This is a genomic window from Caulifigura coniformis (assembly GCF_007745175.1).
Lineage (GTDB): Bacteria > Planctomycetota > Planctomycetia > Planctomycetales > Planctomycetaceae > Caulifigura > Caulifigura coniformis.
Genome location: NZ_CP036271.1, coordinates 4,029,676 through 4,049,032 on the forward strand (window position 1 = coordinate 4,029,676; position 19,357 = coordinate 4,049,032).

Here is a 19,357-nt window from a genome sequence, read left to right on the forward strand (position 1 = left end):
CAATCCATTGAAAGGCACGGAATTGGAGATTGTGACCGTCTCCAGGAGTGGACGCGAAACTCGCCATCCCTTCGCGGGATCTTAACAATTGCCTCCTATACCAGACCGGGAAACGGGCCGTCGGCCCGGTGCACTGCATGTTGTCCGATCGGGTTTCCAGATGAATTTCGGCATCCAGGTTCGTCGCGCGTTGATTGCCGTCGTCGGGGCATGCGTCATTTCCGCCTGCGGCTGCACCGTGCGTGTGGCAGATGCGGAGGGGCGAAAGGCGTCCTCGGGCGACCAGATTGCCGGGACGATCCTGATCGACGGTTCGAGCACGGTTTACCCGATTACCCAGGCGATTTCCGAAGCGTTCAGCGGCCTTCATCAGGACGTCCAGGCTCCGGTCGGAAGCGGCGGAACCTCCAGTGGATTCAAGAAGCTGATCCAGGGCGAGATCGACATCGCCGGCGCCTCGCGCCCGATCACGGCGAAGGAGTCGGACGCCCTGAAGGCGAAAGGAATCGAAGTCCTCGAGCTGGAAGTCGCGCTCGACGGCATTTCGATCGTCGTGAATCCCGGCAACGACTGGTGCTCTGCCCTGACCGTCAAACAGCTCCACCAGATCTGGAATCCCGACAACGGCGCCCGACGCTGGCGCGACCTCGATCCCGCCTGGCCCGAGACCGAGATCAAACTTTTCGGGGCCGGGACGAATTCCGGAACCTTTGAATACTTCACGGAAGTCGTGAACGGCAAGAAAGGTGTCAGTCGATCCGACTACAGCCAGAGCGAAGACGACAATCAGCTCGTGATCGGCATCGCTGGCGATCAGCACTCACTCGGGTATTTTGGGTACTCGTATTTCGATGAAAACCGGGATCGGCTGAAGATCGTGAAGATCGCTGCGGGTGACGACATCGCTGCGGCGATTGAGCCGTCGAAGGCCACCATCGAGGGCGGAACCTACACGCCACTGTCGCGTCCGGTTTATATCTACGTTTCGAGGAAGTCGCTGACCCGCAGGGAAGTCGCCGAGTTTGTGCGGTTTTACCTGTCCGATGAAGGTCAGAAACTGGTGGAAACGGCGCACTGCATTCCCCTGCACGCTGACCGGCTGAAGGAACAGCGAAAACGGCTCGACGAGGCCATCGCCACGTCGAGCCTCGCCGCAAACTGAAGGTTGTCCGCGGATCTCCCAGCCGATTTCATGTCCTCCTCCCTGCCATCCCCGGCCCTTCCCGCGCCCGTCGACGCTCGACACCTGCAGCGCCGTCTGACGGGCCGCCGCTTCCTGGAATGGATCATCCAGTCGCTGCTGTTCCTGTGCGCGCTGGCTTCAATCCTGACGACCCTCGGCATCCTCTACATGCTGGCGTCGGAAACGATCTATTCGGCGAACCCGGACGACCCGGCCTTCTTCCAGCAGGTTTCGCTGGCGGAGTTCTTCGGCGACACCGCCTGGCGGCCCAACTTCGAACCCGCGCGATTCGGAATCTGGCCTCTCCTCAGCGGCACTTTCCTGATCACGACAATCGCCGGGTTCGTCGGCCTGCCCATCGGCATCCTGAGCGCCATCTACCTCAGCGAATATGCGAAGGCCAGGACCCGGACCTGGGTGAAACCCGCCCTGGAACTGCTCGCGGGTGTTCCCACGATCGTTTACGGCTATTTCGGACTGATGTTCGTGACGCCTTACATCATCAACCCGCTCTTCAGCCAGCTGCTGGGCTTCGAAGTTCAGGGGTTGAATGCGCTCAGCGGCGGCATCGTGGTCGGGCTGATGCTGATTCCGATGGTCTGCTCGCTCAGTGAAGACGCCCTGCGGGCCGTTCCCCGGAGTCTGCGGGAGGCCGGTTACGCCCTCGGATCCACGAAGTTCGACGTCTCGGTGAAGGTCGTCGTGCCCGCGGCCTTCTCGGGGATCGTGGCCTCCTTCCTGCTGGCCCTGTCGCGAGCCGTCGGCGAGACGATGGCCGTCGCGATCGCGGCGGGTAACCGTCCCACGTTGACGCTGAACCCTCTGGAGAGCACTCAGACGATGACGAGCTTCATCGTCAACATGACAATGGGGGACGTGAGCGCCGGAACGATCACCTACAAGAGCCTCTTCGCAGTCGCCACCTGCCTGTTCCTGGTGACGCTGGTGATGAACGTGATTTCCCAATGGGTCATGCAGCGGTATCGGGAGACGTACCAATGACCTCTCCCCTTCCGCCCTCCGCCGGGCATTCACAGCCCGTGCGTGGATCGAATTCCCTCGATCGCTCGTCGCGCGAAGGCTGGCTCTTCGAGGCCTCCTGTCGCGCTGCGGCCTGGTCGAGCTTCGCTTTCCTCGCCGTTATCCTGGGAACGATTTTCTACGAGGCCAGCGGCGCGCTGACCTGGCGGTTCCTGACAAGCTTCGACTCGGCCCATCCCGATCGGGCCGGCATCCTGGCTGGCCTGTGGGGTTCGTTCTGGCTGGTCCTGCTCACGGGCCTGATCTCGATTCCGCTGGGAGTCGGAGCGGCCATCTTCCTCGAGGAATACGCCTCCGATACCTGGATCGTCCGTATCATCCGGACGAACCTCGCGAATCTCGCCGGCGTTCCGTCGGTCGTTTATGGACTGCTCGGCCTCGCGGCCTTCGTGCGGGCGTTCGGCCTCTTCGATACGAATGGTCCGCTGCACCGGATGACGGGCATGGACATCGAAGGCGTCACCATCGCGGGAGTCGATATCCCGCTGCCGTTCGGCCGGTCGATCTTTTCGGGGGCATTGACGCTCGCCCTGCTGCTGTTGCCGACAATCATCGTGGCGTCGCAGGAGGCTCTGCGGGGCGTCCCGTCGACCATCCGGCATGCGGCGCTCGCGCTCGGCGCGACGCGCTGGCAGACCATCAGCGGACAGGTGTTGCCCTCTGCCCTGCCGGGGATTGTGACGGGCGTGATCCTCGCACTCTCCCGCGCCATCGGAGAGACCGCCCCGTTGATCGTGGCCGGCGCGTTTACGTTCGTGAACTATGCCCCCGGACGGATCGATTCGCCGGCCAAGGTGTTCACCAACCCGGCCGGTGTGCTCGAAGCACCGTTCTCCAGTTACACGGTGATTCCCATGCAGGTCTACAGCTGGATCGAGAAGCCGCAGCCGGCGTTCCACCAGCTCGCCTCGGCGGGCATTCTCGTGCTGCTCGGCCTGCTGCTCGTGATGAACGGTATCGCGGTTTACATCCGGTTCCGATCCCAGAAACATATGAAATGGTGACCCCCAGAGGGGCTCCTTCCATCATGCCGACACTGACGCCCAACGCAGGATCCCGGAAACTCGAGTCCATGCCTTCGTATACCGACGTGGTGAAAGATCGACAGCCCTCGACGGCCGCCGGTCCGCAGCCGACGAAGATCGAAACCCGCGGTCTCAATTTCTTCTACGGGGAACGTCAGGCGCTCTTCGACATCTCGCTGGCGATTCCGGAACGTTCGGTGATGGCCTTCATCGGTCCGTCCGGCTGCGGCAAGAGCACCTTCCTGCGGACGCTGAACCGCATGAACGACATTGTCGAAGGCTCGCGGCACACGGGTGAAGTGCTCCTGGAAGGAGTCGACATCTACGCGCCGCAGATCGACGTGGTGGCCCTGCGCAAACGCGTGGGCATGGTGTTCCAGAAATCGACTCCCTTCCCCAAGTCGATCTTCGACAATATCGCCTACGGTCCGAAAGTGGCCGGTGAACGGGACCGGCGGAAGCTCACGTCGATCGTCGAATCGTCGCTGCAGCGCGCGGGCCTGTGGGAGGAAGTGAAAGACCGGATGAACTCGTCGGCCCTGGCGCTCTCAGGCGGTCAGCAGCAGCGGCTGTGTATCGCGCGGGCGTTGGCCACGAGCCCCGACGTCCTCCTGATGGACGAGCCGGCCTCCGCGCTCGATCCGGCGAGCACCGCCCGCGTGGAGGACCTGATCTTCGAGCTCAAAGAGAACTACACGATCGTGATCGTGACCCACAACATGCAGCAGGCCGCGCGCATCAGCGATTCCACCGCGTTCTTCTACCAGGGGCAGCTCATCGAAGTCGGACGGACCCGGGAGCTGTTCACCAAGCCCAAAGAGAAGCAGACGGAAGACTACATCACCGGACGTTTCGGCTGATCCTCCAGGTCTGCCCCGCACGTTTCTCTCTCAGCGAACATTGAAACTACCAGGCCATGTCGGTTCACCTGCAGCTTGATCTTCACGACCTCCACAAGGATCTGCTGTCGATGTGCGCGGCAGTCGAGGACATGATCCACCGGGCGGTGGACCAGCTCTCGAGTCCGAGCATGGAAGACACGCGCCGGCTGATGTCGGAAGACACCGACATCGACCGCTGGGACGTGCGGATCGAAGAGTCGTGCCTCAAGATTCTCGCGCTTCACCAGCCCGTCGCCATCGACCTGCGCCGCATCACGACGGTGCTCAAGATTTCGGGCGAACTGGAACGCGTCGCCGACCTCGCCGTGAACATCGCCGAGCGGGCAGTCGGCCTGCTGGATGGCCCCAGCGTGCAGGTGCCCGACCGGCTGAAGGACATGGCGGCGCGGGCCGTCGACATGCTCCACCGAAGTATCGATTCCTATGTGGAGCTGGACAGCAAGAAAGCCCGGCTCGTCTGCACTGAAGACGACGCGATCGACGAGACGAATCGCATCCTCATCGGCGAGATGATCCAGTACATGCACCAGAGCCCCGATCGGCTCGATTCCCTGCTGCACCTGTTTTCCGCGGTGCGCCAGGTGGAACGCGTCGCCGATCACGCCACGAACATCGCCGAAGACGTCGTTTACCTGGTGGAGGGCCGGATCATCCGGCACGCCAAGAAGCTCGAGCGCCTTGATACCAAGGCCTGAGCCATCGACTGCAGAATTGCGCTTTCGAGACAGGGCCGCCTGCACCTTCTGCAGGCGGCCCCGAAGTGATCCATTTGCCGCAGGAACTGATGTCCAAACCACGCGTATTGATCGTGGATGATGAACCTTCGATTTCCGAAGTGCTCGTCTACAACCTGGCCAAAGAGAATTTTGACGTCGCGACCGCCGCTGATGGTCAGTCGGCCATCAAACGGGCACAGGCCTTTCTGCCCGAACTCGTCGTTCTCGACCTGATGCTGCCCGTCATGGACGGACTGCAGGTCTGCCGGCAGCTTCGCAGCGATCCCCGCACCAGGAACACGCGGATCCTGATGCTGACCGCGAAGGGAGACGAGACCGATGAGATCGTCGGTTTCAACCTTGGGGCGGATGACTACGTCGCCAAACCGTTCCGGATCAAACCGCTCATCGAACGGATCAAGGCCCTGCTGCGCCGGCCCCGCGCCGGCGCGGAGGATGACGCCAAGGTGATCGACGTCGGAACTCTCCGCATCGATCGGATCCGTCATGGCGCCATGCTCGAGTCGACGGACCTGCAGCTGACTCCCACCGAATTCCGGCTGCTGTGGACCCTCGCTCGCCAGCCTGGCCGGACCTTCACCCGCAACGAACTGCTCGATTGCAGCCGCGGCGAGGATGCAAACTCCATGGAACGGACGATCGACGTTCACGTCCGGGCGCTGCGGAAGAAGCTCGACAGCATTGCGGAATGCATCGAAACGGTGCGCGGCGTCGGTTACCGGTTCGACTCGGCCGCAGTCACCGGATCAAAAGCTTGAGCCTGAGCTCGGGCGGGGAGCATCGGGCTTCGAGGCGCCCGCAGCCGGCGCGGCCGTTTCCGCCGCCACGACGCGGGCCCCGTCGAGCAGCGGCTCGGAACTCTTCAGCACGAGTTCGTCGGAGACGCCGAAGCGTCCGCTGACGAAGACGTACGCCTCTCCCTGTTGACCGAGCGGCTGGATGCGGATGTCGCGCACGATGCCGTCGCGGATCACCTGGACCTTTCGCTCGCCGTCGCCGGCGTTCGAAATGGCGGACGTCGGGACCTCCGTGACTGCCTGCCGCGGGATCATCGGCGAATAGGCGGTCTGCCCCACCTTGAACTTCCCTCCCGAGTTGTCGATCGCCAGGACGCCGGATGAGATCGACAGAAAGAGATCGCGCAGCGGCTCGAAGCGGTCGTTGAGCGGGACGATCGCTTCGACCGTGCCGGTCACGGGCTGGTCTTCGACGAGAATCTGGACCGTGCCGCCGGCCGTCACCGTTTTCGAATCGACGGGGACATCGATCCGGAGCTTCGTGGGATCGACGACGGTGGCAATCGGTTCGCCCGCCCGGACGAACTGCCCTTCCGTGACATGCAGCTGCGTGACGATTCCCGTGAGTGGGCTCCGCAGGTTGCAGTAGTCGAGTCTCAGTGCCGCCAGTTCGACGCTCGCCTTGGCCTCTTCGATTCGTGCATCGGCGACCCCCGCGGCATTGCCGGTGTTGGCAGTGCGTTCGGCCTGTGCGGCGCGGAGCGCGGCCTGGGCCCGGGCCAGTTCCAGCTGCCGCTCCTGCGATTCCAGTCGAGCGACTTCCGCCTGCGTCTGGATGCGATCGCCAAGCCGGGTCAGGATCGTCGCGACGACTCCGTCGACCCGCGCCGAGACACGCACCGATTTGGCCGCGTCGAGTTTCAGAGGGATCTGGAACCGGGTGCTGTCCCTGAGAATCAAAGGAGCCCGCTCGATGATGGCCGGCTTCCCTTCAACGGGTTTGGCGGCGGGAGTCGCGGCCGGCTGGGCGCCGAACTGCGCTGCGGCCGGTGATGACGCGCCCAGCAGGAGCATCGCCGCAGCGCCGGCGGACGCCCCAAGCCCGCGCATCCGGCGGCCCTGAAACATGGTCGTGGACTTCATGCCTGACCCTTGAGTGATGGCTCCATCGATACCGACGTGACAGTATGCCGCGGCATCCCGTCCGTCAACGACCCGGTTTGACACCGCTGGACCTCTCGAATTCTCGGATCAAGGGAGGTCGATTGGACTGGCAACCGTGGATCGAACCGTCACGATGTCAGAGAGACACCCTTCCGAAGTTCGACCGCGCCCTCGAAAGTTCTTCTGACGTGCGAACACTGATCAAGAATGCGAATTGCGTCCTCCCCTCGGGAGTCCAGAAGGTCGACGTCCTCGTCGACAACAGCACCATCCTCGGAATCGCGCCGCCCGCCGGCGCGGCGGCCGACGAGGTGATCGACGCCGCGGGACTCCACCTGATTCCAGGCGTGATCGATGACCAGGTCCACTTCCGCGAGCCGGGGCTCGAACACAAGGAAGACCTCCACACCGGAAGCGTCGCCTGCGCCAAGGGGGGCGTGACGACATTTCTCGAGATGCCGAACACCCGGCCGACGACCACCACGCCCGAAGCCCTCCTGGACAAACTGCAGCGCGCGGCGTCGAAGTCGGTCGTGAACTTCGGCTTCTATATCGGGGCGACGTACGACCAGGCGACCGCCAGCTCCAATATCGACGTGCTGAAGTCGGTCTCGCGCACGCCCGGCATCAAGATTTTCATTGGTTCGAGCACCGGCGATCTGCTGGTCGACGATCAGTCGGCCCTCGAGCAGATCTTCGCGGAAACGACGCTCCCGATCTGCGCTCACTGCGAAGACGAAACGACCGTTCGCGAAAACATCCAGCGTTACGCCAGCACCGGTAACGTGGCCGATCACTCGCGCATTCGCGACACCTCGGCCGCCTACATCGCCACGAAGCGGGCAATCGACCTCGCCACGCGGCACCACCATCCGTTCCACGTCCTGCATGTCTCGACGCGCCTCGAAACCGAGCTGCTCCGGTCCGCCCCCGAATGGGTCACGGCCGAGGCCTGCCCGCATCACCTGTTCTTCTCCGTCGACGATTACGAGCGCCTCGGAACGTTGATCCAGATGAATCCCTCGGTGAAAACGGCCGATGACGTGGCCGGACTGTGGGAGGCCCTGCACGACGGCCGGATCGAAGTCATCGCGACCGATCATGCGCCGCACACCCTCGATGAGAAGCGGCAGCCCTATCCCAAATCTCCCTCCGGGCTCCCGGCGGTCGAAAACTCCCTGGCGCTCATGCTCGATGCGGCATCGAAGGGAAAATGCACGCTGGAAGAGATTGTCGGCTGGATGTGCGAAGCGCCCGCACGCATCTGGCAGATCGACCGCAAGGGGCGGATCGAGGAAGGCTTCGATGCCGACCTGGTGCTGGTCGATCTTCAGCGCCGGCATACGATTGAGAATCAGAACCAGTTGACGAAGAGCGGCTGGAGCCCGTGGCACGGCGAGACGCTGACCGGCCAGCCCGTCCGAACCATCGTGATGGGACAGACGGTATTCGCCGAAGGACGTGTGAAGACGGACGTCCGCGGTCGGGAGGCGACCTTTCGCGCCGCGCGCTGAGGCCGCGCCTCTCCCCCTTGACCACGGCGATTCGCGTCCGCGACACTCGCGCGACGCCTGTTCACTTTGACGGACCGTTTCCCATGCACCGCCGCCACTCTCTGCTCCTGCTGTTGCTGTTCGCGGCCGGGTGTAACTCCAAGTCCGATTTCTCGACGATTGCCCCGCCGGAGGACGCCTGGTTCGCTGAAGAAGTCACGTCTCAGCCCATGCCGGTACTGGTCGACTTCACCGCCAGCTGGTGCGGTCCGTGCAAGATGATCAAGCCGTTCCTCGAGAAAATGAAAGAGGAACACGCCGGCAAGGTGAAGGTCGTGGAAATCGACGTCGATGCCCGGGGCGACCTGGCCGCTCACTACAAGGTCAGCGGGTATCCGACCCTGGTCATGATTCACGGCGGCAACGTGGTCGACATTTGCCGAGGCGCGCCGCCGAGCTATGAAGCATTGATGCAATGGGCTGGTCCCCATCTGAAGTAACCCCAACGCTTGCGCACTGAAAACTGGATTCGATGAACGCTCCCCAGCGCCCGCACGGACACTCCGCTCCTCCCCTGCCGGAACCGACGGCCCGCCTCGCCGAAGGCTGGCACTCACTGCACATGTACTACCGCGTGGACGCGGCCCGGCTCGCGCAGCTGGACAGCGCGACGCGGACACGCGGCGGCGAAGAACTGGCCGCGGCGCTCACCGAGCGCGAGGGCGGTCCCGAACGACTGCAGACGTTCGTCGTCTCGGGGCACAAGGCCGATTTCGGAATGTTCCTCCTCGATCCTGATCCCCTGAAGATCGATGCGGTCAAGCAGGCGGTGCGTGCGAGTGGTTTGGGCCCGGCGCTCGTGCCGACCTATTCCTTCGTCTCGATCACCGAGGTGTCGGAATACGTTCCGACGGCCGAGCAGTATGCGGAGCGGCTGCGGCACGAAGGGACGTCGCCTGATGACCCTGCCTACAAGGCGAAGGTCGCGGCTTATGAGCAGCGGCTGCCGATGATGAACAAGCAGCGGCTCTACCCCGACATTCCGGCGTGGCCCGTCTTCTGCTTCTACCCGATGAACAAGATCCGCGACCCGCACGCCAACTGGTACGACCTGCCGTTCAGCCAGCGCTCGGCGCTGATGGCCGAGCATGCCACCAGCGGCATCAAGTTCGCCGGCAAGGTGTCACAGCTCATCACGGCGTCGACAGGCTTCGACGACTACGAATGGGGCGTCACCCTGTGGGGCCGCGCTCCGGAATACATCAAAGACATCGTGTACACGATGCGATACGACAAGGCCTCAGCCCGCTACGCCGAGTTCGGCCCGTTCTATCTCGGGTACAGCACGCCGATTGACGAGATTCTCAAGCATCTGAAGCTCAAGGCCTGATCCCGAGCATCAGCGCCTGGGCTCAATCGACCGTTCGGCGGGGCCTCGATCCCGAGGTCCCGTCGGTCTCAAGACGCCGGGTCGAAGCCGAACACCCGCAGTTCCTGCTGGCAGCGACAGGCCTTCGCAAGGCGCGCGGCCCAGGTGATGGCTTCCTCGCGCGAGGCGATTTCGAGCACCGCGAACCCGCCATTGAGCGGCGGCGCCCACGAGTAGCCGCCTTCCGTGAACGTGCCGTCGGCCGCGACCAGAACCGGAGGGACCGATTCATCGATGCCCCCGCCGAAGACGTAGACGCCAGCGGCCTTGGCTTCTTCGATGACCGCGTGCGAGTCGCGACTCACCGCGTCCCAGTCACCATCGGGGACGACCATCGCCGCGCTGGGGAACGAGATCAGATATTTCGCCATGGAACTCGTTCTTCAGGGATGGAGAAGGTCGCGGTGAGGCGGCTTATCCTCGCTCGCCTCAGCCTCGCGACGAAGAAGTTCCACCGGGATGCTGCACGATCACGTTCGTTCGGATCCCGCCGCGGGGCGTGAAGGCCGCTTCGATCTTCATGTGCTTCGGCTGGGTGACGGCGACCAGGTCGTCGAGAATCCGGTTCGTCACGTCCTCATAGAACGAGCCGATGTTCCGGTACTGCTGAAGGTAGAGCTTCAGCGACTTCAGCTCGAAGCACTTCGCGCCGGGCGTGTAGATGATCGTCAGCGTGCCGAAATCGGGCTGGCCCGTCTTGGGGCACAGCGACGTGAACTCGGGGCACACCGTCTCGATGATGTAATCCCGCTGGGGGTGCGGGTTTTCAAACGTCTCCAGAATTCCACGGTCCGCGGCTGACATCCCGATTCCACTCTTCCTCAAGCAGTCTGGCGACTGCGTTTCGATGACAATTGGAGAACAAACACTCGTGATTCAAGACGGCTCGCCGGCGATGGCTACGGTGTCGCCGCGACGGCGCCTTCCAGCTGCAGAAGCCGGGTTTTCATGGAGAGGCCCTGCGGAGACGAATATCCCCCCAGGCGGCCTCCGCTGGCGACGACGCGATGGCACGGTATGACCAGCGGAATCCGGTTCCGGGCCATGATATTCCCGACCGCCCGCGACGCCCTGGGCGAGCCGCTCTGGGCGGCGACTTCCGTGTAACTCAACACCTTCCCTGCCGGAATCCTGCGAACGGCTGCGATCACACGCGAGGCGAACGGAGTCGATTCCGTGACCGCGGTTTCGACGTCCCGGAAGTCGTCGCACACGTCGCCGGCAAGGAAACGCTGAACGCGGGTCCGCAATTCGGGATTCCAGTCGTCGATGACGGCTCCCGATGCCAGCAGGTCCTGGAATCGGGCCAGGCATTCCGCCTGGGAGGAGTGTCCCAGGACCAGCGAATGAAGCAGCAGTCCCTCGCCGGCCATTCCTACCCAGCCCACGGCAGTCCGAAAGAGGCTGACTGCGCACGAATCGACGCAAGTCGCCTCTGAGATTGCACTTTGACCGAGCATTCCAGACCTCCTAACATTCCATCGGCGTGAATCGTTGCTTGTGACGATCCATTTGCCAAGGGACCCGGCGGACTCCGGCCGGGCGAGGATTGCGTCGGGCGTGCTCCCGAAACCAGGTGAAATGAATCCATACGCCTCAATGGCCGACGACACGTTCGTCAACCTGAACCTGAATACCGAGATGCCGCTTCCCCAGCAGCGGGAGACGGTGCTGGAATTCTTCGGACGCGTTCAGAAGTCGTACCCGTCGATGCGCAATTTCTTCGCGCGCGAAACCGGCGACTTCGTGCTGGAAGAAGACAAGGATCAGCCGGCCTATCGGTGGATGAGTCTCGAAACGAAACGGATCTGCAGCGGGTTCGTGAACCCTCCCAGCATCGATGAGGCGATGAAGCAGCATTTCCTCGCCCTCGACCTCGCGCCGTACATGCTCTCGGTCAGCCCGCTCGACTGCGAGGCGATGGATTTCCTGATGGGCTTCGATTTTGCCTACAAGGGGAACCATGACGAACTGGTCGCCGAGGCGTTCGGCAGCGGATCGCTGATGGAAAGCCTGCTGTCCACCCCCGGCTCCCGGGCTCTGAAGTTCGACCCTTCGATCACCATCAGTCTCGACGAGACCTGCCGGCGGCAATGTCGGCTGTCGATCGAAACCCGGACCAACGCTTACCAGGTGCGACGGAACGACTTCGGGGAAGAGCCAATCAGCGTCTATTTCACAGTCCGTCAGTATGGCAGCCAGGCGCACGATTCCTCGCTGTCGGCAACGTTCAACGAACTGCGGGAGGCCGCCGAGACGCTGCTCCAGGAGCATGTGGTCGAACAGGTTCTGAAGCCGCTTGCCGCCGCCATCAGCCGGCGGTAGATCGTAGCCGACGCTGCCAGCGTCGGTTCCGTGGCGGTCGGCGGTCGCCTCCGGTCATCTCCTGCCATCATTGCCGATTGCTGATCCGTCGACGCTGGCAGCGTCGACAACGGATGTACAACGTTAAGCATGAGCCTCGCCAACACATCGCTGACCTGCTTCCTCGCCAGCTACGCGCTCGCCGCGGCGCTGGAGGCCACGCGACTGCTGCGCCCCATGCCGATCAACCGCTGGGCCGCATGGCTCGCCGCCGCGGCTGGCTTCGTGGCCCAGACGATCTACCTCCTGTCCCGCAGCCGGGCCATCGATCTCCCGCCGCTTCTGGCGTCGACCCACGACTGGCTGCTCGTCGTCGCCTGGCTCACCGTTCCCGTCTATCTCCTGATCGCGCTCCTCCACAAGGACGTGCCGGTCGGGCTGTTCATTCTTCCCGCGGCCCTGTTGTTCGTCATCGCGTCCCGATTCGTCAGTCGCGAGCCGAACGCGCATCTCGATTCTCTCCGCTGGTGGGGCATGGCCCACGCCGCATTCCTCGTGCTGGGGATCGCCGGCGTCGTGATCGCTGGCGGATTCAGCGTGATGTACCTGATCCAGTATTCGCGGCTCCGCCATCGCACCGGGGAAACCGAAGGCTTCCGGCTCTTCAGCCTCGAGCGGACGGCCCGCCTGAACTGGTGGTGCATCGTGATCTCCGTGCCGCTGCTCACCCTCGGGATGGCGACAGGGGCGTTGCTCACGTGGCTGAGCCAGAAAACCAGCCAGCCCGTGTCGCTGTTGAACTGGTCGTTCCTCGTCAGTGGAGTGGCGTGGCTGGCACTGGTGGTACTGTTCGGCTGGCTGCTGACGTCGCGCCGGCCGACAGGCCGCATCGTCGCATGGAGGACCCTGCTCGCCGGCGGATTCGTCCTTGCGACCGTCGTCACGCTGGGAATTGTCAGCGGCGGCATGCACGGGCGCGGCCGATCCGCCAAAGCAGCCGGGCCGGCGAACGTCGGACAGGCTGCCACGATCGGGCTCCCCTCGACGCCTTCCACAGGGAGGCCGTCATGAAGCTGCAGGTCGTGTACTGCAACTACCGGTCGGCCGACCTGTCGGTCCGCGAACGGCTGGCATTCGCCACCGATGATTCGCTCTGCCGCGCGTTCGAAGAACTGCGGATTCGATTTCCGACGGCCGAGAACGTCATCGTCTCCACCTGCAACCGCGTGGAGATCTACTCCGCCCCGCAGTCTCCCGACTCCGGGCCGACCTTCCAGGACATCGCGCGGTTCCTCTCCGAGTTCCACGGCGTCCCGCTGGATGACTTTCTCGACGATCTCGTTTTCAGCACCGATGACGAAGCGGTGCGACACCTGTTTGCCGTTGCCGCGAGCGTCGACAGCATGGTGGTCGGCGAGAGCCAGATCGTCAGCCAGGTGAAAAAGTCGTACGAGCTCGCCTCACGCTGCGAAGCGAGCGGCCCCGTGACGAATGCCCTGTTCCAGAGGGCCCTCGCAGTTTCGGCCCGCGTCCGTAGTGAAACGAAGCTGGTGGAAGGGCGCGTGTCGATCGCGAGCGTGGCGGTCGGCGACTTCGGCCGGAGCATTTTCGACCGGTTCGACGATAAGACGACGCTGGTAATCGGCGCGGGCGAGATGGCCGAGGAGACTCTCCGCTATCTGAAGGATGAAGGGGTCGGCCGGATTCTCGTCTGCAACCGCAGCCGGGAACGGGCCGAGCGTGTGGCCGATCAGTTCGGCGGCGAAGTTCGGCCGTGGGAAGACCTGGACCGCCTGCTGGGGACAGCGGACGTGATCGTCGGGGCGGCCGGCGGGGACAAGCCCCTGGTCGACGCGGCCCGGTTCCGCGCAGCCCGGAATGCCGGCGATGGAAACTCGGTGTTCATCCTCGATCTGGGCGCGCCGCGGATTTTCACGCCCGATGTCGCCACCGTCGATGACGCCGTATTCCTCTACGACATCGACAGTCTGGAGGCCACCTGCCTGAAAAACCGCGACGCCCGCCGGCAGGAAATCTCACGGGCGGAGTCCCTCATCGGCGAGGAAACCGCCCGTTTCCTGGCCGACCTGTCGCACAAGGCGACCGGCCCGATCATCCGGCAACTGCGGGAATCGTGGCATGACGTCAGCAGGCAGGAACTGGAACTCGTGTTCCGGAAACTGCCCGCCCTGACGCCGGCCGACCGCCAGGTGATTGAACGCGGGGTCGAGCGGATCGTGAACAAGCTGCTGCATCCCCCGCTGGAAACTCTCAAAGACGAGGCGCAGGCCGGGACGCACCACGGACTTCTGGATGCAATCCGCCGACTCTTCCGGATCACCGATCCCTGAGCTGGGACCAGGCCCGCCACTTCGCGCGCAACCCCTCACGTCCTGTGGAGGGACTATGCACGCGACCACAGGATTGATTTCTGAGAGCCACACACGCAACGCCAGTCCCTGGCGATGGCCGGCGTGGCGGCGCTCCCAGCCTCCTGGCTTCGGGGAAACCACCCACTTGGCCTCGGGAAAGAGGGCAAGAAGTCGGGACCACCCATCCAAGCGCCCTCCTCGGTCGCCCTCGGCATCGAATGTGACCGCAAATGGGTGATTCCGGGGGCTGTCGGGAAGCCCAATTGCCTGTCGGCCGAACGGACCTCTATACTTCGTACTTCTCCTATCTCTTTCCAGGCGTTGTGCTTTTGGCGGTCAACTTTCATGCAGCGTGAGTTCATTCGGAATTTCTCGATTGTTGCGCACATCGACCACGGGAAGAGCACCCTCGCCGACCAGTTGCTGCTGAAAACCGCCGCCATCACGGAGCGGGAGTTCCAGTCGCAGATCCTCGACGACCTGGCCGTTGAACGGCAGCGGGGCATTACGGTCAAAGCCCGCGCCGTCGCGATCTACTACGACTACACGGGACCGGATGAAACGTCGCACGTCCTTCCGGGGATGGAAGTTCCGCCGGGCCGGTACGAGCTGAACCTCATCGATACCCCGGGGCACGTCGACTTCCACTACGAAGTGTCGCGAAGCCTCGCGGCGTGCGAAGGCGCGCTGCTGCTCGTCGATGCGTTCCAGGGCGTGCAGGCCCAGACAGTGGCGAACGCCTACGCCGCGATCGAAGGCAATCTGGAGATCATTCCGGTCGTCAACAAGATCGACCTGCCGGTCACGCGCATCGACGAGGTGCTGAACGAAGTTGAGACCATTCTGGGGCTCGACGGTTCGACGGCGCTGCGGGTCAGCGCCAAACAGGGGCTGAATATCGAGAGCGTGCTGCGGGCGCTTGTCGAACGGATTCATCCCCCCAAGGGCGAGCCGACCGCGCCGCTGAAGGCGCTCGTGTTCGACAGCAAATACGACGACTACCGCGGCGTGGTGACCTACATCCGCGTGAAGGAAGGGACGATCAACAAGGGGGACAAGATCCGGTTCATGAAAGGCGGAACGTCACACGAAGTTCTGGACCTCGGCCAGTTCCGCCCCAACATGGTCGCCTGCGAATCGCTCGGCGTCGGCCAGGTCGGTTACATCATCACCGGCATCAAGGTGCTCGGAAACGTGCACGTCGGCGACACGGTGACTCACGCCGGCCGGCAGGCGGCCGAGGCGCTCCCCGGATACAAGCAGCCGAAGCCGATGGTCTTCTGCGGCATGTACCCGATCGACGCGACCGACTTCGAGCACCTCCGCGAAGAACTCGACAAGATGGCGCTCAACGACGCCAGCTTCTCGTTCGCTCCGGAAACCAGCGACGCCCTCGGATTCGGCTTCCGCTGCGGGTTCCTGGGCATGCTGCACATGGAGATCATCCAGCAGCGTCTCGAAGACGAAGCCGACGTCGACCTGATCCAGACGGCGCCGAACGTCACGTACCAGATCCTGAAGCGCGGCGGGGAAGTGGTGCAGATCGACAACCCTGTCGAAACGCCTGACGCCGGCGTGATCGAAGAGTTCCGCGAGCCGATTGCGAAGGTGACGTTCATCGTCCCCTCGAAGAACATCGGCGTCATCATGCAGTTGTGCGGCGACCGCCGCGGCATCTACATCGGCACTGAGTTCCTGGGACCGGACCGGGCGCAGCTGGTCTACGAGCTGCCGCTCGCGGAAATCATCTATGACATGCACGACAAGCTGAAGTCCGTCACCCAGGGCTACGGCACGATGGACTATGAAGTCATCGGCTTCCGCGCCGCCGACCTCGTGAAGATGGACATCCTCGTCAAGGGGGTGAAGGTCGATGCGCTGTCGACGATCGTCTACCGGGGCTTCGCCGAACGTCGCGGCCGCGCGCTGGTGAAGAAGCTGAAAGAAGAGATCACCAAGCACCAGTTCGAAATCGCGCTGCAGGCCGCCATTGGCGCCCGCGTCATCGCCCGCGAAACGATTTCCGCCCTCCGCAAGAACGTCACCGCCAAGTGCTACGGCGGCGATATCTCCCGTAAGCGGAAGCTGCTCCAGAAGCAGAAAGAGGGCAAGAAGCGGATGAAGCAGTTCGGCCAGGTCGAGATTCCGCAGAAGGCATTCCTGAGCGTGCTCGAAGCGGGCGACGACTGAGTCGCGGAAGGTCGGCATCCGACCGTCCCCGGCGCCTAGATGCCCCCCCAGTCGAGCCGGAAGATCTCACCGTTCGTGAGAGCGACCGTCACTTCGTCGCCGAAGGCGTCGCAGGCGATGTCGACGACATCTTCCGGCGTCTCGGCCTGCCAGATCACGTCTCCCTGCGAATCCATCACGAACAGCTGTCGCTCGATGGTGGAGGCGATGACCCGCCGCGTTTCGTAGCTGCAGGCGACGCGGCGGACGGTTCCTTCGACGACGTACGCACCGACCGAAGCGCCGTCGCCATCAAGTGTCTGGACCCCATGGGCCGAGCCGGCGAGGTACACGAGATCGCCGTCGCCGGTCGTCGCGAGATCGCCGACGTTGGACCAGAACCGTTCCTGCCAGACTTCGCCGCCGTTCAGTTCATAGCAGCCGACAAGGCCATGTTCGGCCGCCCCGAACAGCAGCGGCGCCTGCGTGCAGAATTCGAGCGAGGCGAGCGGCCGGACCGTTTCGAACTTCGCGATCCGCCGTTTACGTTCGTTGAGGATTTCGGTCGCCCCGTCCGACAGGGCAATGGCGGTCTGGTAGCCGAACGGCGCCATGGCGATCGCCATGCACGGTTCGGAAAGTTCCGTTTCCCACACGAACTTCAGTGAGCGATCAAAGCGATAGATCGTGCCGTAGTCGACGACGGCCGTTCCCCACTGGCCATCGTCGCTGACGGCGACCATGCGTGCGGACCTCGGCAGGCGGGTGAGATAGGAGAGCTCCCCGCGACCGTCGATGCGGGCCAGGCCCCGATCGTCGTCGGCGACGAAGAGGTCGGCCGTTTCACGGGCGAGCGCGATGGCTTTCACCCCTTTGCCCGAGGAATAGATCCACGACACGCGCGGCATCCGGCCGATGCCATCCCGGATCCAGGCGGGAACGCGAAATTCCTGAGGATCGGCGGACATGAGGCGGGAGAATCGGGCCGGGGAACAGGAGAGCCGAGACGGTCGTTCAGGCGGGCATGGATGACAAGTGACCAGCCTAGAGCCTGAACCCCCGCGAGCAAAACGAAGAAAGGCCGGCCCGTACGGAATCGGGCCGGCCTTGAAGGTCATTTCCGGGGGATATCAGCGACGGGTGAGGGCGCTGTCGGTTCGGATCAGTTCGATCGCCTTCGCGATGTCCGGGTCCCGGGCGGCATCAACTTCGCCGATCGCACGGCTGAATCCCTTTTCGACCGTGATCTCCACGTCGGGCTTCACACCGATCTTGCCCAGGGTGTCGCCGTTGGGGGAGTAGAACTTGGCGGTCGTCAGACGCACGCCTCCGCCGGTCCGCAGATCGTAGATGCTCTGGACCGACCATTTGCCGTACGACTTCCGGCCGACGATCTTGCCGCGGTGGTGGTCGCGAATCGCTCCTGCGACGATTTCGCTGGCGCTTGCCGAGCTTCCATCGATCAGCAGGATGATCGGGACATTGTGCGTGCCGGGGGCATGAGCCGTGTAGGTGTAGTTCTGGTCGTAGGTCCGTCCGCGGGTTTCGACGAGGGTTCCCTTGTCGATAAAGCGGTCGAGGACTTCGACGGCAGCCGTCAGGAGGCCGCCGGGATTGCCGCGGACGTCCCAGATCAGGGCCTTCATCCCTTCGCGTTCAAGCTTATTGAGGGCTTCGTCGAGTTCGACGGCCGAGCTTTTCTGGAAGCCGGTCATCTGGATGTAGCCGACGCCGTTCTGGGAATCGATGATCTTCGCCACCGGGATGCTCTTCACCTGCACTTCCCGGCGGGTGACGCTGGCTTCGCGGCGGCCGGCGGGGCCAGTGACTTCGAGCCGGACCTGTGAGTTGGCTTTACCGGTGAGCAGGCCGGCGGCTTCGTCGGTACTCATGAAGCGACAGTCGCGTCCGTCGATGCCGACGATGACATCGCCTGCCCGAAGCCCCTTCTCATGGGCCGGGCTTTCCGGAAGCACCTGCACGAGTTTCATCCCTTTGCCGAGTTCGGCTTCCATCACGATGCCGATGCCGACGAATTCGCCTTCGATGTTGCTGTAGAGGTCGTTGAGCCGGCCTGGCGTCAGCACGTTGCTGTAGTCGTCGAGGCAATTGCAGGCTCCGAACACGTATTCCTGAACGATCGGGCCGGCTTCGAGTCCGAGGGACTTGCGACCGAGGTCGCAGACTTCCGAGATCACGCGGCGGGCGTCGACATCGCTGGAGACGGGCTTGTTCCAGTAGCGTTCGCGAAGGGTGTCGCGGAAGGCATCGATCCTGCCCTGATCTGCGCCGAAGAGGTTCTGTTCGACGAAGCGTTCGTTCCGCAACGCGAGCCAGAGGCTTTCGGTGCCATGCGCGACGATGGACGTGGTGTCGATGGAATCGACGAAGTGAGCGCGGATATGTCCGAGGATTTCATCAAAGGCGGCCAGGGCCGCATCGCGGGACATCGGCCGCAGCGTGGTCAGGAACGACTGGTCGCTGTAGCGACGGTCGATGCCGAACTGGAACTGGGCCCGACGGAGGCCGTACTTGAGGTTCGGGTCTTCCGGCCAGCTCTCGAGGGCGTGCTTATAGAGGTCGATGGCGTCTCGCCACTTGCGTTCCCTCTCGAGTCGGGCACCGGAGTCGGCCGCCTGGGCGGCGGTGACCTGGGTGGCGTTCTCCTGTGAGCGGGCGAGGCGCGGAGTGCCGACGATCGAAACGAGAGCAATCGCGACGGAAATGACGGTCCGGCGAACGGACCGGCGAGAAACCAGCAACATACCTGCCTCCACGGCGTCCCCGCAGCGGGTCTGACT

At 63.6% G+C, this 19,357-nt stretch carries 19 protein-coding genes; 13 read left to right on the forward strand and 6 right to left on the reverse strand.

Annotation, left to right across the window (positions count from 1 at the left end; translation table 11 throughout):
- Window positions 1-160: 160 nt before the first annotated feature.
- From Pan44_RS16260 to Pan44_RS16285, 6 genes are all read left to right on the forward strand, one after another.
- A complete protein-coding gene (locus tag Pan44_RS16260) occupies window positions 161-1,162 on the forward strand; it encodes a PstS family phosphate ABC transporter substrate-binding protein (protein WP_145031064.1) in 1,002 nt (333 codons plus the stop codon).
- A 30-nt stretch (window positions 1,163-1,192) separates the two neighbouring features.
- A complete protein-coding gene (pstC, locus tag Pan44_RS16265; protein WP_145031065.1) occupies window positions 1,193-2,185 on the forward strand; it encodes a phosphate ABC transporter permease subunit PstC in 993 nt (330 codons plus the stop codon).
- Window positions 2,182-3,228, forward strand: coding sequence for a PstA family ABC transporter permease (locus tag Pan44_RS16270; RefSeq protein ID WP_145031066.1), 1,047 nt, complete (start codon window positions 2,182-2,184; stop codon window positions 3,226-3,228). Before pstC ends, Pan44_RS16270 begins: the two co-directional genes overlap by 4 nt.
- Before the next feature lie 68 nt (window positions 3,229-3,296).
- Window positions 3,297-4,109 carry a phosphate ABC transporter ATP-binding protein PstB gene (gene pstB / locus Pan44_RS16275; RefSeq protein ID WP_145031067.1) on the forward strand — a complete coding sequence of 271 codons (813 nt, stop codon included), beginning with the start codon at window positions 3,297-3,299 and terminating at the stop codon, window positions 4,107-4,109.
- A gap of 56 nt (window positions 4,110-4,165) precedes the next feature.
- Window positions 4,166-4,846 (forward strand): phosphate signaling complex protein PhoU, encoded by a 681-nt coding sequence (gene phoU, locus Pan44_RS16280; protein ID WP_145031068.1) that lies wholly within the window; start codon window positions 4,166-4,168, stop codon window positions 4,844-4,846.
- Between the two features lie 89 nt (window positions 4,847-4,935).
- Window positions 4,936-5,646, forward strand: a complete 711-nt coding sequence (locus Pan44_RS16285) for a response regulator (RefSeq protein WP_145031069.1) — start codon at window positions 4,936-4,938, stop codon at window positions 5,644-5,646.
- Here Pan44_RS16285 and Pan44_RS16290 read toward each other — a convergent pair.
- Window positions 5,635-6,768 (reverse strand): efflux RND transporter periplasmic adaptor subunit, encoded by a 1,134-nt coding sequence (locus tag Pan44_RS16290; protein WP_145031070.1) that lies wholly within the window; start codon window positions 6,766-6,768, stop codon window positions 5,635-5,637. The two genes, Pan44_RS16285 and Pan44_RS16290, sit on opposite strands and share 12 nt — an antisense overlap.
- A gap of 209 nt (window positions 6,769-6,977) precedes the next feature.
- On the opposite strand from Pan44_RS16290, the gene Pan44_RS16295 reads away from it, so the two are divergent.
- The 3 genes from Pan44_RS16295 to hemQ all read left to right on the forward strand — a co-directional run bounded on the left by Pan44_RS16295 (window position 6,978) and on the right by hemQ (window position 9,672).
- Entirely contained in the window at window positions 6,978-8,303 is a 1,326-nt protein-coding gene (locus Pan44_RS16295) for a dihydroorotase (protein ID WP_231754075.1), read from the forward strand.
- A gap of 83 nt (window positions 8,304-8,386) precedes the next feature.
- Window positions 8,387-8,782 (forward strand): thioredoxin family protein, encoded by a 396-nt coding sequence (locus tag Pan44_RS16300; RefSeq protein ID WP_145031072.1) that lies wholly within the window; start codon window positions 8,387-8,389, stop codon window positions 8,780-8,782.
- 32 nt (window positions 8,783-8,814) lie between these two features.
- On the forward strand, window positions 8,815-9,672 hold the full coding sequence (gene hemQ / locus Pan44_RS16305; protein WP_197453381.1) for a hydrogen peroxide-dependent heme synthase: 858 nt from the start codon (window positions 8,815-8,817) through the stop codon (window positions 9,670-9,672).
- 68 nt (window positions 9,673-9,740) lie between these two features.
- Here hemQ and Pan44_RS16310 read toward each other — a convergent pair whose 3' ends face one another.
- The 3 genes from Pan44_RS16310 to Pan44_RS16320 all read right to left on the reverse strand — a co-directional run bounded on the left by Pan44_RS16310 (window position 9,741) and on the right by Pan44_RS16320 (window position 11,099).
- On the reverse strand, window positions 9,741-10,082 hold the full coding sequence (locus tag Pan44_RS16310; protein WP_145031073.1) for a YciI family protein: 342 nt from the start codon (window positions 10,080-10,082) through the stop codon (window positions 9,741-9,743).
- A gap of 58 nt (window positions 10,083-10,140) precedes the next feature.
- Complete coding sequence (gene queF / locus Pan44_RS16315; protein ID WP_197453382.1) at window positions 10,141-10,515, reverse strand: preQ(1) synthase; 375 nt, start codon at window positions 10,513-10,515, stop codon at window positions 10,141-10,143.
- A gap of 95 nt (window positions 10,516-10,610) precedes the next feature.
- Window positions 10,611-11,099 carry a methylated-DNA--[protein]-cysteine S-methyltransferase gene (locus Pan44_RS16320; RefSeq protein ID WP_197453383.1) on the reverse strand — a complete coding sequence of 163 codons (489 nt, stop codon included), beginning with the start codon at window positions 11,097-11,099 and terminating at the stop codon, window positions 10,611-10,613.
- 193 nt (window positions 11,100-11,292) lie between these two features.
- Here Pan44_RS16320 and Pan44_RS16325 point away from each other — a divergent pair, with 193 nt between their 5' ends.
- From Pan44_RS16325 to lepA, 4 genes are all read left to right on the forward strand, one after another.
- Window positions 11,293-12,036: a hypothetical protein gene (locus tag Pan44_RS16325; RefSeq protein ID WP_145031075.1), complete on the forward strand. Its 744-nt coding sequence runs from the start codon at window positions 11,293-11,295 to the stop codon at window positions 12,034-12,036.
- A 129-nt stretch (window positions 12,037-12,165) separates the two neighbouring features.
- The gene (locus tag Pan44_RS16330) at window positions 12,166-13,086 is read left to right on the forward strand and encodes a cytochrome C assembly family protein (RefSeq protein ID WP_145031076.1); all 921 of its coding nucleotides are present in this window, start codon (window positions 12,166-12,168) and stop codon (window positions 13,084-13,086) included.
- Entirely contained in the window at window positions 13,083-14,366 is a 1,284-nt protein-coding gene (gene hemA / locus Pan44_RS16335) for a glutamyl-tRNA reductase (protein WP_145031077.1), read from the forward strand. Before Pan44_RS16330 ends, hemA begins: the two co-directional genes overlap by 4 nt.
- Before the next feature lie 366 nt (window positions 14,367-14,732).
- Complete coding sequence (gene lepA / locus Pan44_RS16340) at window positions 14,733-16,577, forward strand: translation elongation factor 4 (protein WP_145031078.1); 1,845 nt, start codon at window positions 14,733-14,735, stop codon at window positions 16,575-16,577.
- Between the two features lie 35 nt (window positions 16,578-16,612).
- Here the strand turns inward: lepA and Pan44_RS16345 are convergent, their stop codons facing one another.
- Both Pan44_RS16345 and Pan44_RS16350 read right to left on the reverse strand, forming a co-directional pair.
- Window positions 16,613-17,524 (reverse strand): hypothetical protein, encoded by a 912-nt coding sequence (locus tag Pan44_RS16345; protein WP_145031079.1) that lies wholly within the window; start codon window positions 17,522-17,524, stop codon window positions 16,613-16,615.
- Window positions 17,525-17,686: 162 nt separating this feature from the next.
- Window positions 17,687-19,321: a S41 family peptidase gene (locus Pan44_RS16350; RefSeq protein ID WP_145031080.1), complete on the reverse strand. Its 1,635-nt coding sequence runs from the start codon at window positions 19,319-19,321 to the stop codon at window positions 17,687-17,689.
- Window positions 19,322-19,357 lie beyond the last annotated feature (36 nt).